Origin of the sequence: Streptomyces chisholmiae (genome assembly GCF_031845445.1) — a bacterium.
GTDB lineage: Bacteria > Actinomycetota > Actinomycetes > Streptomycetales > Streptomycetaceae > Streptomyces > Streptomyces chisholmiae.
The window spans coordinates 442288-459572 of sequence record NZ_JAVREO010000002.1; the positions used below are offsets into that span (position 1 = coordinate 442288).

Genomic DNA, 17285 nt, shown 5'->3' on the forward strand with positions numbered 1-17285 from the left:
ACGGCACCCCTCCCCCTTGTTCGCCACCCGAGGGAAGTCACGCATGACCGTGCACATCGAGGAAGCACCGGCACCACCGCCCCCGGTCCGCGGCGCCGGCGGCCAGGACGGGGACCGCCGTCCCCCGCGCCGCAGAGTCCCCTCCGGACTGGTGCCCTACCTGCTGCTGGCGCCCGCCGTGATCGCCATCCTCGCGGTCCTCGGCTACGCGCTGGCGCGGAACGTGCTCATCTCCTTCCAGGAGTTCGGCCGCAAGCAGCTGATCTCCCGGACCACCGAGTGGACCGGCATCGAGAACTACCGCGCGGTCCTGGAGAATGAACGTTTCTGGGACTCGGTGTTCCGCACCTTCGTCTTCATGGCCGTCAACGTGGTGCTGATCATGGTCCTCGGCACCCTGCTGGGCCTGCTGCTCAACGCCCTGGGCAAGAAGATGCGGCTGGTGCTCGCCATCTCGCTGGTGGCCGCCTGGGCGATGCCGGTGATCGCCACCACCACGGTCTTCCGCTGGCTCTTCGACACCCAGTTCGGTGTCGCCAACTGGCTGATGCGCACCCTCGGCTTCGAGGGCTACGACCAGCACAACTGGTTCGGCAGCGGCTTCTCCACGCTGGCCATCGTCACCGTGCTGATCGTCTGGACCTCCGTCCCGTTCGTCGCGATCAACCTCTACGCCGGGCTGACCACGGTCAGCGGCGAGATCTGGGAAGCCGCCCGGATGGACGGCGCCTCGGCGGCCCGCATCTTCTGGTCCATCCTGCTGCCGATCATGCGGCCGTTCTTCATGATCACCACGTTCCTGGAGATCATCTGGGTCTTCAAGGCGTTCGCCCAGATCTACGCGATGAACGGCGGTGGCCCCAACCGGGAGTCCGAGACCCTGCCCGTGATGGCCTACGTCGAGGGCATGGGCCAGAACCAGTACGGCATGGCCGCCGCGATCTCGGTGCTCACGCTGGTGATCCTGCTGGTCGCCATGTCCTTCTACTTCCGGCTGATCCTCAAGCAGGAGAAGGAGAACTCATGAGGAAGCTCTGGCTCAACGGCACGGCCCTGGTGGTGTCCGTGCTGTTCATCTTCCCGGTCTACTGGATGTTCAGCACCTCCTTCAAGAGCAACTCCCAGGTGCTCACCAAGGACCCCGTCTTCTTCTTCACCCCCACCTTCGAGCACTACTCGACGGCGACCGGGGTCGAGCTGTTCTGGACCTACGTGGCCAACAGCTTCGTGGTCACCGTCGGCGCGGTGCTGCTCGCCCTGGTGGTGGCGCTGGCCGCCAGCTTCGCCATCGCCCGGATGGAGTTCAAGGGCCGCCGGGGCATGGTGCTCGCCGTGATGATGGCCCAGATGGCGCCCTGGGAGATCCTGATCATCGTGGTGTACCTGAACGCCAGGGACGCCGAGATGCTCAACAGCCTGCTCACCCTGACGCTGATCTACTTCGTGATGGCCCTGCCCTTCGCCATCTGGACGCTGCGCGGCTTCATCGCCGCGGTGCCGAAGGAGCTGGAGGAGTCGGCGATGATCGACGGCTGCAACCGGGCCCAGGCGTTCCTGCGGGTGATCTTCCCGCTGCTGGCGCCCGGCCTGATGGCCACCTCGCTCTTCGGCTTCATCGCCGCGTGGAACGAGTACGCCATGGTGCTGGTGCTCAACAAGTCGCCCGAGGCCGCCACGCTGCCGCTGTGGCTGACCCAGTTCCAGACCAACTTCGGCAACGACTGGGGCGCCACCATGGCCGCCTCCTCGATGTTCACCATCCCGGTCCTGATCGTCTTCGTCCTGCTGCAGCGACGGGTCACCGGCGGGCTCTCCGCCGGGGCCGTGAAGGGATAACACGCCATGACCACCGTGGTACCCGACTCCGACACCCTCACCAGGGACGCGCTGGCCGTTCTGCAACCCACCTTCGTCGGCACCCACCGGGCCCCGGACTGGCTGCTGGCGCAGCTGGAGAACGGCATGACCGGCGTCGGCCTGTTCGGCCGGAACGTGGTCTCCACCGCGCAGCTGGCCGAGCTGACCGGCCACCTGCGGAGCGCCAGGCCCGACGTGCTGGTGGCGATCGACGAGGAGGGCGGGGACGTCACCCGGCTGGACGTGCACGGTGGTTCGTTCGTCCCCGGCAACCACGCCCTGGGCAGCGTCGACGACCCGGAGCTGACCAGGGCGGTCGGCGCCGCGATAGGACGCCGGCTGGCCGCCTGCGGGGTCAATGTCAACTGGGCGCCGTCCGCCGACATCAACTCCGACCCGGAGAACCCGGTGATCGGGGTGCGCTCCTTCGGGGAGGAGCCGGGGCTGGTGGCCCGGCACACCGTCGCCTATGTGGAGGGGCTCCAGTCGGCCGGCGTGGCCGCCTGCGTCAAGCACTTCCCCGGCCATGGCAACACCAACGTGGACAGCCACCACGCGCTGCCCAGGATCGACATCGACCTGGGCACGCTGCACGAGCGTGAGCTGGCGCCGTTCCGGGCGGCGATAGCCGCCGGCACCCGGTGCGTGATGAGCGCGCACATCCTGGTGCCCGCGCTCGACCCCGACCGGCCGGGGACGCTGAGCCCGGCCGTGCTCAACGGCCTGCTGCGCGCGCCGGTTGCCGAGGGCGGCCTCGGCTTCGACGGGCTGATCTACTCGGACGCCATCGAGATGCGCGCCGTGGCCGAGACCTACGGACTGGACCAGGGGTGCGTGCTGGCGATCGCCGCCGGCGCCGACGCCCTGTGCATCGGCGGCAGCCCGTCCGACGAGGCCGAGGTGCTGCGGCTGCGGGACGCCCTGGTCAACGCCGTGCGGTCCGGCGAACTCCCCGAGGAGCGGCTCCACGAGGCCGCCGAACGGGTGCGCGCCCTGGGCCGCTGGACCGCCGACGAGCGGGCCCGGCTGGCCGCCGCCGGCCCGGCGGACGCAGCGGCCGACGCGGAGATCGGACTGGCCGCCGCCCGGCGCGCGGTGCGCGTCAGCCGGCCGGCCGACGGCCGGCTCAGGCCACTGACCCGGCCGGCCCACGTGGCAACGCTCAGCTCGGCGGCCAACATCGCCGTGGGCGACCAGACGCCCTGGGGGCCCGGCCCCGAGCTGGCCAGGCTCCTCCCGGGGACCACCACCAGCGGGCACGCCACCGCCGACGCCGAGCGGGCCGGCCCCGCCGGGCTGGCCGCCGAGGTGCTGGCGACGGCGGGGGAGCGGCCCCTGGTCGTCGTCTTCCGGGACCGGCACCGCCACCCCTGGGTGGCGGAGACCGTCGCGGAGCTGCTCGCCGCCCGCCCGGACACCGTCGTGGTGGAGATGGGCGTGCCGCACGCCGGGCCGGTGGGCGACACCTATCTGGCCACCTATGGCGCTGCCCGGGTCTGTGGTCAGGCTGTCGCCGAGCTGCTGACCGGCCACCAGCCGGGCTGAGCCGCCCAGGCCGCCGAACGCCGGCCCCGCCACCACGGCGGGGCCGGGCCCGCCGTCCCCGCAATCCGTCCGTCCCCCTCCGGCTGGGAGAGCCCGATGTCCGCCACGCAGCCAGGCCGGCTGATGTTCACCGAGATGACCGAGCAACCGTCCGTGCTGCGCCGACTGCTGAGCCAGGGGGCGCGGCCCATCGCCGAGGTCGCCGAACAGATCGCGGCGCGCCGGCCGCGCTTCGTCCTGCTGACCGGCCGTGGCACCTCGGACAACGCGGCGCTCTACGCCAAGTACCTGCTGGAGATCCGGCTGGGGCTGCCCTGCGGCCTCACCTCCATGTCCACCACCACCGCCTACGGTGCCAAGCCCGACCTGGCCGATTGCCTGGTGATCGCCGTCAGCCAGTCGGGCGGCTCCCCGGACCTGGTGGCCTCGACCACCGCCGCCCGCGAGGGCGGCGCCATCACCCTGGCCGTGACCAACAACCCGGACTCGCCGCTGGCCAGGGCCAGTGAGTTCGCCATCGACGTGCTGGCCGGGCCCGAGCAGGCGCTGCCCGCGACCAAGACCTACACCGCCGAGCTGCTGGCGCTCTATCTCCTCGTCGCCGCACTGGCCGGCGAGGACGGCACGGCCGCCGCCGCCCGCCTGCCCGAGCTGGCGGAACGGGTGCTGGCCCGGCAGGAGGAGGTACGGACCCTGGCGGCGCGCTACCGCTTCGCGGAACGGATGGTCCTCACCTCCCGGGGCTACGGGTATCCGACGGCCAGGGAGGCCGCGCTGAAGCTGATGGAGACCAGCTACGTGCCGGCTCTGGCCTACTCGGGCGCGGACCTGCTGCACGGCCCGCTCGCCATGGTGGACAACGTCTCCCCGGTGATCGCGATCGTCACCGACGGCCGGGGCGGCGAGGCGCTGCGCCCCGTCCTCGACCGACTGCGGGACCGGGGCGCCGACCTGATGGTGGTCGGGCCGGAGTCGGCACTGGCCGGGGCCTCGGCCGGCTTCGCGCTGCCCACCGAGGGCCTCGTCGAGGAACTCCAGCCCATCCTGGAGATCATCCCGCTGCAACTCCTCGCCTACGAGGTGACCCGGGCCAGGGGACAGGACCCCGACGCCCCGCGCGCCCTGGCCAAGGTCACCGAGACGCGGTAGGGCACAGCCGCTGATCAGTCCCGCGGGGCCGCGCCCGGGCCGCCGCGCGGCCCGGGGAGACGGACGCGGCCCGCCCGGCCCCGCCTGCCCGCTCAGAGCAACGCGCCCCCCGTGGCATCGATGGACTGGCCGGTGACCCACCGGGCGTCGGACGAGGCGAGGAACGCGACGACATCCGCTATGTGGGCCGGCGACCCCACCTCGCCCAGCGGCGACATCGCGGCGACCGCGGCCCGCCGCTCCGGGGCCGCGAGCTCCAGGGCGGCGTTCATCTCCGTGTCGACGATGCCGGGGGAGACCGCGTTGACCGTGATCCCGCGCGGGCCCAGCTCCTTGGCCAGGCCCGCCGTGAAGGCCTCCATCGCGGCCTTGGTCATCGAGTAGGCGAGCACCGCGGGCATCATCCCGGCCCGCCCGGCCAACCCGGACGAGACGTTGACGATCCGCCCGCCGTCCCGCAGCCGGCCCAGGCCCCGCTGGGTGACGAAGAACGGGGCCCGGACGTTGACCGCCTGGAGCTGCTCGAACTCCTCGGCCGTCGTGCCGGCGAGGCCGGCCCGCTCGCCCGTGATCCCCGCGTTGTGCACCAGGATGTCCAGGCCGTCGGCCTGCTCGTCGAAGGCGACCCAGAGCGCCTCGGCATCCCCGGGCCGGCCCAGCTCCGCGCCGATCGCGAAGGCGCTGCCGCCGGCCTCCTCGATGGCCGCCACCGTCTCCCTGGCCGCCGTCTCCCGCCGCCCGTAGTGCACCGCGACCCGGGCGCCCTCCCGGGCCAGCCGCCGCGCGACGGCCCGCCCGATGCCGCGGCTGCCGCCGGTGACCAGCGCCGTCCTGCCCTTGAGCGTGCTCATGCCGCGCCCACCCCTCTGTCATCAGCTGTCCGCCGTCAGCCAGCGGCCAGCCACAATTTCCTAGCGGTCGTTACAGAAAGAACCGTACACCCCTTCTGAAGCGGACGCTATAGAATTCCGTCATGGCCACCCGAACGCGTGGACGCCCACGCTCCTTCGACCGAGAGACCGCGCTGGAGCAGGCCACCCGCGCCTTCTGGGAGCACGGCTACGAGGCCACCTCGATCGCCGACCTCACCGCCGCCATGGGCATCGGCGCGCCCAGCCTCTACGCGGCCTTCGGCGACAAGCGCACCCTCTTCGAGGAGGTGGTGGCGTACTACATCGAGCACTACGGCTCGTTCATCAGGCGGGCCATGGCCGAGGAGCCGACCGCCAGGTCCGGGGTACACCGGGTGCTCCGGGAGGCGGCCGTGGAGTACGCCAGGGCGGATCTCCCGACCGGCTGCCTGGTGGTCTCGGCGGTCACCAACTACCAGGAGTCGGCGCACGAGGTCGCGGAGGGGCTGCGGGCCGTCCGGCACGGCAACGTCCGGGCCGTGGAGGCCCGGGTGGCGGCGGACGTCGCGGCCGGGGTGCTGCCGGCGTCGGTGGACGCGGGTGCCCTGGCCAGGTACACGGGTGCGGTGATCCAGGGGATGAGCCAGCAGGCCAGGGACGGCGCGAGCAGCGCCGAGCTGGCGGCTGTGGCCGAGCTGGCGATGGGCGCCTGGCCGGCGGAGCTGACCGGGCCGGCCTGAGCCGGCGGCGGGCTGGCGCGGCGAGGAACGGAGGGGGGCGGAGGGGAGGCGGGACGGGAGGAGGAGAGGGGGAGAAACACCCACGGGCCGCGGCACCGAAGAGGGACCCTCAACCCTCTTGGCACCGCAGCCCGGAGCGATATCGGGCCCGGGCGCCGTCAGGGCAGAAAGCGCCGGACCCCGCTCTGCTCTCTTGTGCGGGGAGAGCAGAAGTCAACGTCCCTCATTCTGTCCCGGGGCCCTCCCATGTGTCCATGCTCTGAACGGACTTCCTGCCCCTTTTCGTCGTTCCCCGTCACAAGTTGATCACATGGCGCATCGGAACCGTCTCAAGGCGTACGCCGGTAAGCTCCGGGTGTGCCCTCCATGAACGATCTCGTACGCCAGCACACCGCGCTGGGGACCGGGGACCTGGAATGGCTGCATCTCCTGGTCTCCGAGTGGCAGCTGCTGTCCGACCTCTCCTTCGCCGACCTGGTGCTCTGGCTGCCCACCGAGGACGGCACCCGCTACGTCTCCGTCGCCCAGATGCGGCCGAACACCGGGCCCACCTCCTATCAGGACGACATGGTCGGCCACCTGGTCCCCCGGGGGCGGCGCCCGCTGCTGGACGTCGCGCTGGACGAGGGGCGGATCGTGCGCGAGGGCGACCCGGAGTGGCGCGAGGAGGTGCCGGTCCGGGTGGAGTCCATCCCGGTGCGCCGGGAGGGCCGCGTGCTCGGGGTGATCGCCCGGAACACCAACCTGCTGACCGTCCGGACCCCGAGCCGGCTGGAGCTCACCTATCTGCAGAGCGCCTCCGACCTGGCCCAGATGATCGCCGGCGGCGCCTTCCCGTTCCCCGGGCAGCAGGTTGGGATGGACCGGGCGCCACGGGTCGGCGACGGGTTCATCCGGCTGGACGCCGAGGGCGTGGTGCAGTACGCCAGCCCCAACGCGCTCTCCGCCTACCACCGGCTGGGCCTGGCCACCGACCTGGTCGGGCTGCCGCTGGGGCCGACCACCGCCGACCTGGCCCCCACCCGGGGCCCGGTGGACGAGTCGCTGGTGAAGCTGGCCAGCGGCTGGGCGCCCAGGGAGGCCGAGATCGAGGGCGCCGACTGTGTGATCCAGTTGCGGGCGATTCCACTGAAGCCGAAAGGCGAGCGCATCGGATCGCTCATACTTCTCCGCGATGTGACCGAACTCCGTCGCCGAGAGCGCGAATTGATCACCAAGGACGCCACCATCCGGGAGATCCACCACCGGGTGAAGAACAATCTGCAGACCGTGGCCGCCCTGCTGCGCCTCCAGGCGCGCCGCATCGGCGCGGCCGGGGACACCAACGCCCGGGCGGCGCTTGAGGAGGCGGTCCGCCGGGTCGGGTCGATCGCCATCGTGCACGAGACGCTCTCCCAGAACCTGGACGAGCGGGTGGAGTTCGACGAGATCGCCGATCGGGTGATCATGATGGTCGCCGAACTCTCCCCGGACGGCCGGGTGGTGGGCCGCCGCACCGGCCGGTTCGGCATCCTCGACGCGGCCACCGCGACCCCGCTCTCCATGGTGCTCACCGAGGTGTTGCAGAACGCCCTGGAGCACGGCTTCGGCCCGAGCGAGCGGGGCACCATCGACGTGTTGGCGGTCCGCACCGAGGTCCCGCGCGGGCCGGGCCGGCTGCTGGTCACGGTGGAGGACGACGGGCGCGGGCTGCCCGCCGGCTTCGACCCGCGCGGCGGGGGCAACCTCGGCCTGCAGATCGTCCGCACCCTGGTCGAGGGCGAGTTGGGCGGCCGGTTCGACATGGTGCCGGCCGAAGAGCGCGGCACCCGGGTGGTGCTCGACCTGCCGCTGGAGCCGGAGAAGCGCTGAAGCCCTTGGCCGGGCCGGCAGTTGACCGCCCGTCAGGGAATCGAACGGCATGCGGGTGAGCGGTGCCGATCCGGCCGGAGCGGGCACACGGAACGTCCACAGTGCCGGCGCGCGGCATCGCGGTACCCAGCACTAAGCCCCGGCGTCCTGGCCGATGTCGGCCGGGCGCCGGGGCTCATCACGTCCTACGCGATGTGCACCTTGGGCGGTGCGGGTGCTGCGACTCGCGGCAGCGAAGGGTGGTGGCGCGGGCGCGTCAGGCAGTGGCCTTGCGCGCCCGGTTGCGGGCGGCGCGGCGCTTCATCGCGCGGCGCTCGTCCTCGCTCATGCCGCCCCAGACACCGGAGTCCTGGCCGGACTCCAGCGCCCACTGCAGGCACTGCTCCATCACGGGGCAGCGGCGGCAGACGGCCTTGGCTTCCTCGATCTGCAGCAGCGCGGGACCGGTGTTGCCGATGGGGAAGAACAGCTCGGGGTCTTCCTCGCGGCAAACGGCGTTGTGACGCCAGTCCATGTCTGCTCCATCTCCTGCACGTTGCAGTTACATTGCTTGTGAATGTGAACGCTTTCACGAATCCTCTCACGAAGAACGAGCTGTCACATAGACATCGCTCTGGGTGAGTGCCCCGCTGTGCCCCTGTAGGAGGGAGGAGGGGGGATTCGGGCTCTCAAGGGGGCCGGTGTTGGCCGTCCCGATCGCCATGAAGAGGTTCGCAAACCTCGGCGACGGATACAACCCCTTCCGAGAAGTTTTTTTTGAATCCTTGGTGTCGCTTAGCTCACAACCCTAATTCCCCTGGGTGGAGTCTGCGCTAAACGTTCGACTACAAGGACTTTTGCCGGTTCCGCTCACACAATCACACGCAGTGCACGGCGCACGCCTGTGAAGGAGACGCTGTTTCGCAGTCCCAGGTGGTCACCATCAAGCTGAAACGGCAGCGGCACCTGCGATTGCAAGGTGAACTCCGGTTCGTCATGCAATGCCACCACATGCCGGCCATGCGGCCCTCGTTCCGGGCTGGAGCGCAGCAGTTGGGCGCCGTAGCGGGTGATCGCGGCGGAGGAGAGCCGGGACAGGCCGAGCACGTCGAGCGCCGTGTCGAAGGAGGCGCGGGGGGCCGCGTACACCGGCCGGTTCCCCAGGAACGTCCAGGGCGCGGTGTTGCAGACTATCGACAGCACCAGACCGTCCACCGGCTCCGCGCCGGGCCGGGTCAACGAGATGCTGCCCTGGGTGCGTTGGCGGTCCCCGAGGAAGTGCCGCATGGCCTGCCGCACGTAGAGCGCGTGGGTGGACCGCTTGCCGCGCTCGCGCTGGCCCTCCACCCGGCCGACCACCCCGGCGTCGAAGCCGTAGCCGGCGCAGAAGGTGAACCAGCGCCTGGGCACCTCCGCGTCCCTGGTACCCGGGGTGCCGGAGGCCAGGCCCAGGCCGATGGCCCGCTCCGAGCCCTCGTGCAGCGCGTCGAGCAGTGCCCCGGTGGCCTCCACCGCGTCGTTGGGCAGGCCGAGGGCGCGGGCGAAGACGTTGGTGGAGCCGCCCGGCACCACGGCCAGCCGGGGCAGGCTGCCGTCCTGGTCGGGGCCCTCGTGCAGCAGGCCGTTGACCACCTCGTTGACCGTGCCGTCGCCGCCCAACGCGATCACCAGGTCGGTGCCGGCCTCGGCGGCCTGGCGGGCCAGCCGTCGGGCGTGCCCCCGGTACTCGGTGGCCGCCACGTCCAGCTTGAGATCGCTGGCCAGCGCGTGCGTCAGCACGTCCCGGGTCCGCGCACTGGTGGTGGTGGCTACCGGGTTGACCACGAGAAGTGCGCGCATGGGTGCAGGGTACCCAGGTTGCCGCCGGGGGCGCCGCCGAGGTGCCTTATACCCTGGCCGGGTGAGTGAGAAGAGCGCGCGGGAAGCGGAGCGGACGGACGCCGTACGGCCACGCAGGGTCGCGGTGGCCGCGGCGGTGTGCGGGGCGCAGGGCGCGGTGCTGGCCGGTGTCGCGGCGGTGATGCTGGTGCTGGCCGTCGGCGGGGAGCCGGGGGACCGCGCCCAGGCCGTCGCCGGGGCGTTGACCCTGCTGGCCCTGGCGGTGGTGCCGCTGGTGGCGGGGCACGGGCTGTGGCGGCTGCGGCGCTGGAGCCGGGGGCCCGGCGTGATGGCCCAACTGCTGGCGCTGCCGATCGCGTTCACCCTGCTGGGCAGTGGGGGAGCCTGGGTCGGGGCGGCGCTGCCGCTGGCGGCCTCGGCGCTGCTGGTGCTGGGGTGTCTGCTCAGCCCCACGGCGACCGAGGCGCTCGGCGTGGGGCCCGGCCGGGCCTGACGGGTCCGGTCACTCCGCGGCGGTCACTCCTCGACCAGCAGGCGCTCCCGCAGCTGGGCCAGGGTGCGCGCCAGCAGTCGGGAGACGTGCATCTGGGAGATGCCGACCTCCTGGGCGATCTGCGACTGGGTCATGTTGCCGAAGAAGCGCAGCAGCAGGATCTTCTTCTCGCGCGGCGGGAGCTGTTCGAGCAGCGGCTTGAGCGACTCGCGGTACTCGACGCCCTCCAGGGCGTCGTCCTCGGCGCCCAGGGTGTCGGCGACGGCCGGCGACTCGTCGTCGGTGTCCGGGACGTCCAGCGAGAGGGTGCTGTACGCGTTGGCCGACTCCAGGCCCTCCAGCACCTCCTCCTCGGAGATGTTCAGCCGCTGGGCCAGCTCGTGCACCGTGGGGGCGCGGCCGTGCTGCTGGGACAGCTCGGCGGTGGCCTGGCTCAGCGAGAGCCTCAGCTCCTGGAGGCGACGCGGCACCCGCACCGCCCAGCCCTTGTCCCGGAAGTGCCGCTTGATCTCGCCGACCACCGTCGGCGTGGCGTAGGTGGAGAACTCCACGCCGCGCTCCGGGTCGAAGCGGTCGACGGACTTGATCAGCCCGATCGTGGCGACCTGGGTGAGGTCGTCCAGCGGCTCGCCGCGGTTCCGGAAGCGGCGGGCCAGGTGCTCCACCAGCGGCAGGTGCATCCGCACCAGGGTGTCCCGCAACTCCGCGCGCTCCGCCGACCCTTCGGGCAGGGTGCGCAGCTCGACGAAGAGACCGCGCGCGGCGCTGCGGTCCTGTGGATCCGGCGCGACCCGACGCCGGGTCGCCGGCGCCTCCCGCGGCTGTCGACTCGGCACCTGACCGGTGTCGACCTGCCCCGGAATGGCCGTGCCAGCCGGCTCCTGGCGCGCCGCGCGCGCTGTCTGGTCCACCTCGTTCACCTCGGCCCCCTCGTCCCGTGGCGGCCCCTGGGCGCCGGTCACGGCGTTCCGGGGGCGGCGCCTCGCGTCTTGTGCAGGCTGATGCTGACCGTCTTGTCCTCGGCGACGGCCGACTCGACCTCCCCGGCCAGCGCGCTGAGCACCGTCCAGGCGAAGGTGTCGCGCTCCGGGGCGTGGCCCTCCGTGGTCGGGGCCGAGACCGTCACCCGCAACGCGTCGCCGACCAGCGTGAAGACGCAGTCCAGCACGCTGCCGGGGATGGCCTGTTGGAGCAGGATCGCGCAGGCCTCGTCCACCGCGATGCGGAGGTCCTCGATCTCGTCGAGGGTGAAGTCCAATCGGGCGGCGAGGCCGGCCGTGGCCGTGCGCAACACCGACAGATAGGCACCCGCGGCCGGCAGCCGGACTTCGACGAAGTCCTGCGATCCGGGCTCACCTGGGAATTGGGACACCCTCACCTCCACAGAGACTCACAGCTCGTAGCGCTCCCGGGCACCTCTTCCTGGTGCCCTGGCCGCCCTGCGACGCTACCGCGATCCACCACACGCTGTCGCCTGGCCCCGGGGACGCGACCGACCGACCTGAACACCTCAGCGGTATTACTCATCGTAATGCACTCGGTGCGTAGTGTGCCCAGTGAGGCGCCGTCAAATCCCCTGTCCACGGCAGATGTTGCGCGTGATCATCGCGATGGTGGTTGATCGTACTGCCCCGTTCGGTCCCCGTGTCACGACCAGCCGAGTTGGGTGAGCCCGACCTTCTCGTTCAGACACTGGTCGACCACGCGATGGGTGCCGAACACGGTGTTCTCCGGAAGTGCCTTCACGCTCACCCACCGCACCTCGGAATGCTTGTGCGGCTCGACGTTGCGGGGCTCCCCGTGCCAGGTCTCGGTCGAAAAGATCACCGTGAGAAAGCCGTTGGGCGCCTCCGCCCCCTTGGCCGCGTGCAGCACGTGGGCCACCCGGAGCGCCGATTCGGCGACCGCCAGGCCGGTCTCCTCGCGCAACTCCCGGACCGCGGCGGCCGCCACCGGCTCGCCCGGGTCGCACTTGCCGACCGGCAGGTCCCACATCCCGGGGGCGAACTTGGCCCCGGGGCCGCGCCGCAGCAGCAGCACCCGGTCGGTGGCGCGGTCGTGCACCAACACGGCGGCGGCCAGCATCGTCATGGACTGGATCGCGGGAGGCAGGGGGGCTGACATGGGCCCCAGCCTATGCACCGCGCCCCGGCCCGCGGGAACGGATATCCGGTCGGGGGGAGGGGGCCGAGGGCGGGCCGCGGACCCGCCGGCCGGGGGCGGGTCAGCGCGGGAACGGCGGCGGGCCCGGCCGCGTCGACCACCCTGGGTCGGCCGCCCGGTCGCGCGGCCGGCCCCGCCCGGCCCCGGCCAGCGCGAGCAGTCCGGCCAGCACGGCCAGCGCCGAGCCCAGCGCGCTGGCCAGCCACAGGGTGCCGCGTCCCGAGTCGAAGTACAGGTCCAGGTCGTTGACGTCGACGCCGGCCAGCGCCCGGTACTGGAGGTAGCCGAGCATGCCCAGCAGGGTCAGCCCGGCGCCCCGCGCCACCGGGCGGCCCGCGCAGGCCAGCCCGCCCACCAGCAGCATGGCGACCGGCAGCGCCGCCTCGTAGTAGGGGCTGCCGCCGGTCAGCGAGACCGGGGATGAGGACAGCGAGGGGTCGACCAGCTCCCTGAAGTACTCGTTCCAGGTCCGCAGGTCGTACCGGGCGGCCAGCCGCTGGTTGTCCAGCAGCCAGCCGATCCGGACCAGCGCCAGCACGATCAGCGCCGCGCCGGCCACGGCGCCGGCCGCGCCGAGCGCCGGCGGCCGGCCCTCGCCGTCCTCCTGGTACCGGCCGGCGGGGCGTTCGGGGCGCGGCAGGAGCAGGGCCAGCACGGCGACGGCGACGAGCAGGCCGACGGCGTAGGTGGCCAGGGCCCAGGGGCCGTAGGTGGGGGTCTCGAAGCCCAGCCGGTACCGCTCGTCCAGGGCGCCCACCCCCTGCCGCAGGCAGAGTCCGAGCAGCAGGAAGGCCAACAGCAGCGCGCCGCCCCTGGCCGCCCGGCGCCGGCGGAGGGCCAGCGCGGCGACGGTGAGCAGCGCGACGGCGAAGGTCCACTCCAGCGGGGTCAGCGCGTCGGCGGACACCGGGTGGTGCGGGTTCACCACGTTCCACAGCAGGTCGCCGAGGGTGAGCCGGGGGCTGGTCAGGCCGTGGGCCAGCCAGCCGAGCACCCCGCCGCCCATGGCCAACAGCAGCAGCCCGGTGGCCAGGTAGCGCGGCGCGTGGTCGGCCGGGGCCCGGCGGAACGTGGCGGGGGCCGGCGGCGGTGGGTCCGGTGGCGCGTGGGACGGCACGGGTGGCCCCGTGGGCGCAGGCGTGATCATCGATTCCCCCCGGTGCGTAACGCAAGACGCCGCCGCGAAGCGGCGTGTGTTGACGATGTCAGCGCCGCGCGGCGCGCGGAAGGCGGGGGGCGCGCCTTGTTGCGAAGGCGTTGCACTGCACGTGTGGCGACCGGGAGGAAAAAGAAAAACCGCGCCTTGTCGACGCGGTGAATTCCTCGCTATATTGGCTTGTTTGACATTCGGCGACTGTCGGAACAAGTCAACTCCCAAGCGAATTCTAACGAAGAGGCGATTGCTTTGTCAAGTGGCCAGGAAAGCCCCGAGATCGCCCGGGAACAGGCGTACGTCGAACTCCTCCACGCCCGCCTCGACGTGCTGCGGGCCGAGGCCGTCGAGCGGCTCGACTCGACGCTGGCCAGCACCGGACTCACCCACCAGGGGCTGGTGGAACGCGACCTGACCGCCAGCGAGTTGGCCCGCCAGGTGGCCAGGTTCGAGAACGTGGACGGCGGGCTGTGCTTCGGCCGGCTCGATATGGCGGAATCCCCCGAGCAGCCGGCCGAAGCCGGCCCCGAACGGCGTTATATCGGCCGCCTGGGGCTGCGGACCGCCGACCCGGATCGCACCCCGCTGTTGATTGACTGGCGGGCCCCGGCGGCCCGCCCGTTCTATGTCGCCACCGCGCGCCACCCGGCGGGGGTGCGAATGCGGCGGCATATCCAGTCGCTGGGGCGGCGGGTCACCGGGATCTGGGACGAGGATTTCGCCGGCACCGCCGAAGTGGGCGGCGACCCGGCGTTGATCGCCGCGCTCGACGCCGCCCGCGGTGACCGGATGAGCGACATCGTGCCCACCATCCGGGCCGAGCAGGACGAGGTCATCCGGGCGCCGCACGCCGGGGTGCTGGTGGTGCAGGGCGGGCCGGGGACCGGCAAGACGGCGGTCGCCCTGCACCGCGCCGCCTACCTGCTCTACACCCGGCGGGCGGCGTTGGCGAAGAGCGCGGTGCTGGTGGTCGGGCCGAACGCCACCTTCCTGCGGTACATCGGGGACGTGCTGCCCTCGCTCGGCGAGGGCGGCGTGCTGCTGGCCACCCTCGGCCAGCTCTACCCGGGCGTCACCGCCCGGCGCCCCGAGCCGGCGGGGAGCGCCGTGGTCAAGGGCCGGTTGGCGATGGTCGAGGTGTTGGCCGCCGCCCTCGCCGACCGGCGACGGCCGCCGGCGGCGGGGCACCGGTTGGTCCTCGACCGCGAGCCGCTTGACCTGTCGGTCGAGACCTGCGCCCGCCTGGCGCGCCGGGCCGCCGGGACCGGGCTGCGGCACAACGAGGCCAGGCCGGTCTTCCGCGAGCTGCTCCTGGACGAGCTGACCGACCGGGTCGCGGCGCGGTACGGCACCGACGTGCTGGACGGCACTCCGCTCCTCACCGCGGCCGACCGGTCCGACATCCGCGACGAACTGGCGGCTGATCCGGGGGTGCTGGCCACGTTGGACGCGCTCTGGCCGGTGCTCACCCCGGCGGCCCTGCTGGCCGGCCTGTTCGGCTCGCGGGTCCGGCTGGCCGCCGCGGCGCCCGGGCTGACCGAGCCGGAACGGGCCGCGCTGTACCGGCCGGACGCGCCCGACGACTGGACCGTGGCGGACGTGCCGCTGCTGGACGAGGCGGCCGAGCTGCTCGGCCCGCCGCCGGCGAACGGGCCCGACCCGCGGGCCGCCGAGCGCGCCGAGTCGGTGCGACTGGCCGCCGAGGCGCTGGCGGTCGCCTACGGTTCGCGGGCCGCCGAACACGAGGACGACGGGGGAGCGGAGGAGCTCGCGGCCTGGGACCTGGTGGACGCCGAGCAACTCGCCGACCGGCAGGCCGAGGCGGACACCAGGACCCCGGCGCAGCGGGCCGCGGCCGACCGGACCTGGGCCTTCGGCCACGTGGTGGTCGACGAGGCGCAGGAACTGTCGCCGATGGCCTGGCGGTTGGTGATGCGGCGCTGCCCGGGCCGGTCGATGACACTGGTCGGGGACATCGCCCAGACCGGCGATCCGGCCGGCGCCCCGTCCTGGGCGGCCGTGCTGCGGCCGCACGTGGGCGCGCGCTGGCGGCTGGCCGAGCTGACGGTCAACTACCGGCTGCCGGCGGAGATCGCCGAGGTGGCCGCCGCCGTGCTGGCCCGGATCGACCCGGCGCGGACGGCGCCGTTGGCGGTCCGGGCCGGCGGCGAGCGGCCGTGGTGGCGACGGGCCACCGGGGCTGGGCCGGCCGGATTGGCCGCCGAGGCCGCCGAGTTGGCCGTGGCCGAGCGGGACCGGCTGCCGGCCGGGCGGGTCGCGGTGCTGGTGCCGGGCGGGCTGCTGGCCGCGACCGAGCGGGCGGTGACGGCGGCTGGCGGCGACCGGCGGATCGTGGTGCTCGACCCGGCCACCGCCAAGGGGCTGGAGTTCGACGCCGTGCTGGTCGTCGATCCGGACCGCGTGGTCGCCGACTCCCCGCGCGGGCTGAACGACCTGTACGTCGCGCTGACCCGGGCCACCCGGCGGCTGGGCGTGCTGCACCCGGGCGCGGCGCCGCCGGCCGGTCTGACCGGTCTGGTGGAGTGCCGGGACTGAGCGGGGCGGGCGGTTCGCGGGCGGGGGCGGCGGCGGGGCTGCGCGGGGGGCGCGGAACGAGCCGCACCCGGACCGCGTGGTCGCCTGGGGTGGCGGCCCGTGGTTCCGGGTGCGGACGGTGGTGCCCCGGGGGGCGGCGGCGGTCAGGCCTTCTTGGTCTCCCAGAAGATCTTGTCCACCTGGGCGATGTAGTCCAGAGCCTTCTGGCCGGTCGCCGGGTCGGTCGAGCCCTTGGCCGCGCTCAGCGCCTTCAGGGTGTCGTTGACCAGCTGGTGCAGCTCCGGGTACTTCTCGAAGTGCGGGGGCTTGAAGTAGTCGCTCCAGAGCACCGAGATGTGGTGCTTCGCCAGCTCGGCGCGCTCCTCCTTGATGACGGTGGCGCGGGCCCGGAAGTGCGGGTCGTCGTTGGCCTGGTACTTCTCCTGGACGGCCTTGACGGACTCGGCCTCGATGCGGGCCTGGGCCGGGTCGTACACGCCGCAGGGCAGGTCGCAGTGGGCGCTGACCCGAACCTTGGGGGCGAACAGGCGGGAGAGCATAGAGCTGTCCTTCCTCGTGATCGTCTTCTCCCGGCCGACATTACTCCGTGCAGGGGCCGTTTTCTCGGCCGACCCGGCTCTGCCAGGGGGGCCTAGGTCGAAAGTCCGAAGGGCGCGCGGGCCGTACGGCCCAGGGGCGGGCGGGCGTCCGGCGGGGTGCGTCGGGGAGGATGTCCGGGACGGTGGCGCGCCCGCCGGTGGCGGCCGCGCGGTCAACCGGACGTGCGATCAACGGGGGCTCCGGGGAGCATGGCTCGGGGACGAGGAGTGAGGATGCGATGAGGTTCGGGCTCGCCGAGGTCTACAACCCCTCGATGCTGCCCACCCTGCGTCCCGGCGACCAGTTGCTGCTCGCCTACGGCGCCCGGGTGCGCGCCGGGCACGTGGTGGTGCTCCGGCACCCGTTCCAGCACGACCTGCTGATCGTCAAGCGGGCGGCGGAGCGGCGGCCGGACGGTTGGTGGGTGCTGGGGGACAACACCGCGGTCACCAACGACAGCCGGGAGTTCGGCGTGGTGCCGGACGGGCTGCTGGTGGCCCGGGCGGTGCTGCGGCTGCGCTCGCCGCTGG

The 17285-nt window shown here is 72.8% G+C and carries 16 protein-coding genes and 1 pseudogene; 9 read left to right on the forward strand and 8 right to left on the reverse strand.

The window, feature by feature from the left end:
- The first annotated feature begins 43 nt into the window (after positions 1-43).
- From RM844_RS04845 to RM844_RS04860, 4 genes are all read left to right on the forward strand, one after another.
- Positions 44-1027 carry a carbohydrate ABC transporter permease gene (locus RM844_RS04845; RefSeq protein ID WP_311665090.1) on the forward strand — a complete coding sequence of 328 codons (984 nt, stop codon included), beginning with the start codon at positions 44-46 and terminating at the stop codon, positions 1025-1027.
- On the forward strand, positions 1024-1836 hold the full coding sequence (locus RM844_RS04850; protein WP_311665092.1) for a carbohydrate ABC transporter permease: 813 nt from the start codon (positions 1024-1026) through the stop codon (positions 1834-1836). The genes RM844_RS04845 and RM844_RS04850 overlap by 4 nt, the downstream gene beginning before the upstream one ends.
- 6 nt (positions 1837-1842) lie before the next feature.
- Positions 1843-3402, forward strand: coding sequence for a glycoside hydrolase family 3 protein (locus tag RM844_RS04855; protein ID WP_311665094.1), 1560 nt, complete (start codon positions 1843-1845; stop codon positions 3400-3402).
- 96 nt (positions 3403-3498) lie between these two features.
- Positions 3499-4551: an SIS domain-containing protein gene (locus RM844_RS04860; RefSeq protein ID WP_311665096.1), complete on the forward strand. Its 1053-nt coding sequence runs from the start codon at positions 3499-3501 to the stop codon at positions 4549-4551.
- Positions 4552-4643: 92 nt separating this feature from the next.
- Here the strand turns inward: RM844_RS04860 and RM844_RS04865 are convergent, their stop codons facing one another.
- On the reverse strand, positions 4644-5402 hold the full coding sequence (locus RM844_RS04865) for an SDR family oxidoreductase (RefSeq protein WP_311665098.1): 759 nt from the start codon (positions 5400-5402) through the stop codon (positions 4644-4646).
- A gap of 122 nt (positions 5403-5524) precedes the next feature.
- Between RM844_RS04865 and RM844_RS04870 the strand changes: the two genes are divergently transcribed.
- Positions 5525-6142, forward strand: coding sequence for a TetR/AcrR family transcriptional regulator (locus RM844_RS04870; RefSeq protein ID WP_311665100.1), 618 nt, complete (start codon positions 5525-5527; stop codon positions 6140-6142).
- Positions 6143-6508: 366 nt separating this feature from the next.
- Positions 6509-7993 carry a sensor histidine kinase gene (locus RM844_RS04875; protein WP_311665102.1) on the forward strand — a complete coding sequence of 495 codons (1485 nt, stop codon included), beginning with the start codon at positions 6509-6511 and terminating at the stop codon, positions 7991-7993.
- A 256-nt stretch (positions 7994-8249) separates the two neighbouring features.
- Here the strand turns inward: RM844_RS04875 and RM844_RS04880 are convergent, their stop codons facing one another.
- A complete protein-coding gene (locus RM844_RS04880; RefSeq protein ID WP_019433310.1) occupies positions 8250-8507 on the reverse strand; it encodes a WhiB family transcriptional regulator in 258 nt (85 codons plus the stop codon).
- A gap of 335 nt (positions 8508-8842) precedes the next feature.
- Positions 8843-9811 carry a diacylglycerol/lipid kinase family protein gene (locus RM844_RS04885; RefSeq protein WP_311665107.1) on the reverse strand — a complete coding sequence of 323 codons (969 nt, stop codon included), beginning with the start codon at positions 9809-9811 and terminating at the stop codon, positions 8843-8845.
- Between the two features lie 61 nt (positions 9812-9872).
- Between RM844_RS04885 and RM844_RS04890 the strand changes: the two genes are divergently transcribed.
- Positions 9873-10304, forward strand: coding sequence for a hypothetical protein (locus tag RM844_RS04890; protein ID WP_311665109.1), 432 nt, complete (start codon positions 9873-9875; stop codon positions 10302-10304).
- Between the two features lie 23 nt (positions 10305-10327).
- Here the strand turns inward: RM844_RS04890 and RM844_RS04895 are convergent, their stop codons facing one another.
- The 4 genes from RM844_RS04895 to RM844_RS04910 form a co-directional block, all read right to left on the reverse strand.
- Positions 10328-11374 carry an RNA polymerase sigma factor SigF gene (locus RM844_RS04895; RefSeq protein WP_311665332.1) on the reverse strand — a complete coding sequence of 349 codons (1047 nt, stop codon included), beginning with the start codon at positions 11372-11374 and terminating at the stop codon, positions 10328-10330.
- Positions 11263-11676, reverse strand: a complete 414-nt coding sequence (locus tag RM844_RS04900) for an ATP-binding protein (protein WP_311665111.1) — start codon at positions 11674-11676, stop codon at positions 11263-11265. The genes RM844_RS04895 and RM844_RS04900 overlap by 112 nt, the downstream gene beginning before the upstream one ends.
- A 275-nt stretch (positions 11677-11951) precedes the next feature.
- Complete coding sequence (locus RM844_RS04905) at positions 11952-12428, reverse strand: NUDIX domain-containing protein (protein ID WP_311665113.1); 477 nt, start codon at positions 12426-12428, stop codon at positions 11952-11954.
- Between the two features lie 100 nt (positions 12429-12528).
- Positions 12529-13584 (reverse strand): hypothetical protein, encoded by a 1056-nt coding sequence (locus RM844_RS04910; protein ID WP_311665115.1) that lies wholly within the window; start codon positions 13582-13584, stop codon positions 12529-12531.
- Between the two features lie 288 nt (positions 13585-13872).
- Here RM844_RS04910 and RM844_RS04915 point away from each other — a divergent pair, with 288 nt between their 5' ends.
- Positions 13873-16176: a HelD family protein gene (locus tag RM844_RS04915; RefSeq protein WP_311665117.1), complete on the forward strand. Its 2304-nt coding sequence runs from the start codon at positions 13873-13875 to the stop codon at positions 16174-16176.
- Between the two features lie 143 nt (positions 16177-16319).
- On the opposite strand, the gene sodN is transcribed toward RM844_RS04915, so the two are convergent.
- A complete protein-coding gene (sodN, locus tag RM844_RS04920) occupies positions 16320-16715 on the reverse strand; it encodes a superoxide dismutase, Ni (RefSeq protein ID WP_311665119.1) in 396 nt (131 codons plus the stop codon).
- 278 nt (positions 16716-16993) lie between these two features.
- On the opposite strand from sodN, the pseudogene sodX reads away from it, so the two are divergent.
- Positions 16994-17248: pseudogene (gene sodX / locus RM844_RS04925) on the forward strand (nickel-type superoxide dismutase maturation protease); the annotation flags it as partial.
- Positions 17249-17285 lie beyond the last annotated feature (37 nt).

Coding starts and splice junctions, on each gene's coding strand:
- RM844_RS04905 (WP_311665113.1), bottom strand. CDS start 12,428: ATGTCAGCCCCCCTGCCTCCCGCGATCCAGTCCATGACGATGCTGGCC.
- RM844_RS04870 (WP_311665100.1), top strand. CDS start 5,525: ATGGCCACCCGAACGCGTGGACGCCCACGCTCCTTCGACCGAGAGACC.
- RM844_RS04845 (WP_311665090.1), top strand. CDS start 44: ATGACCGTGCACATCGAGGAAGCACCGGCACCACCGCCCCCGGTCCGC.
- RM844_RS04880 (WP_019433310.1), bottom strand. CDS start 8,507: ATGGACTGGCGTCACAACGCCGTTTGCCGCGAGGAAGACCCCGAGCTG.
- RM844_RS04855 (WP_311665094.1), top strand. CDS start 1,843: ATGACCACCGTGGTACCCGACTCCGACACCCTCACCAGGGACGCGCTG.
- RM844_RS04885 (WP_311665107.1), bottom strand. CDS start 9,811: ATGCGCGCACTTCTCGTGGTCAACCCGGTAGCCACCACCACCAGTGCG.
- RM844_RS04860 (WP_311665096.1), top strand. CDS start 3,499: ATGTCCGCCACGCAGCCAGGCCGGCTGATGTTCACCGAGATGACCGAG.
- RM844_RS04865 (WP_311665098.1), bottom strand. CDS start 5,402: ATGAGCACGCTCAAGGGCAGGACGGCGCTGGTCACCGGCGGCAGCCGC.
- RM844_RS04850 (WP_311665092.1), top strand. CDS start 1,024: ATGAGGAAGCTCTGGCTCAACGGCACGGCCCTGGTGGTGTCCGTGCTG.
- sodN (WP_311665119.1), bottom strand. CDS start 16,715: ATGCTCTCCCGCCTGTTCGCCCCCAAGGTTCGGGTCAGCGCCCACTGC.
- RM844_RS04875 (WP_311665102.1), top strand. CDS start 6,509: ATGAACGATCTCGTACGCCAGCACACCGCGCTGGGGACCGGGGACCTG.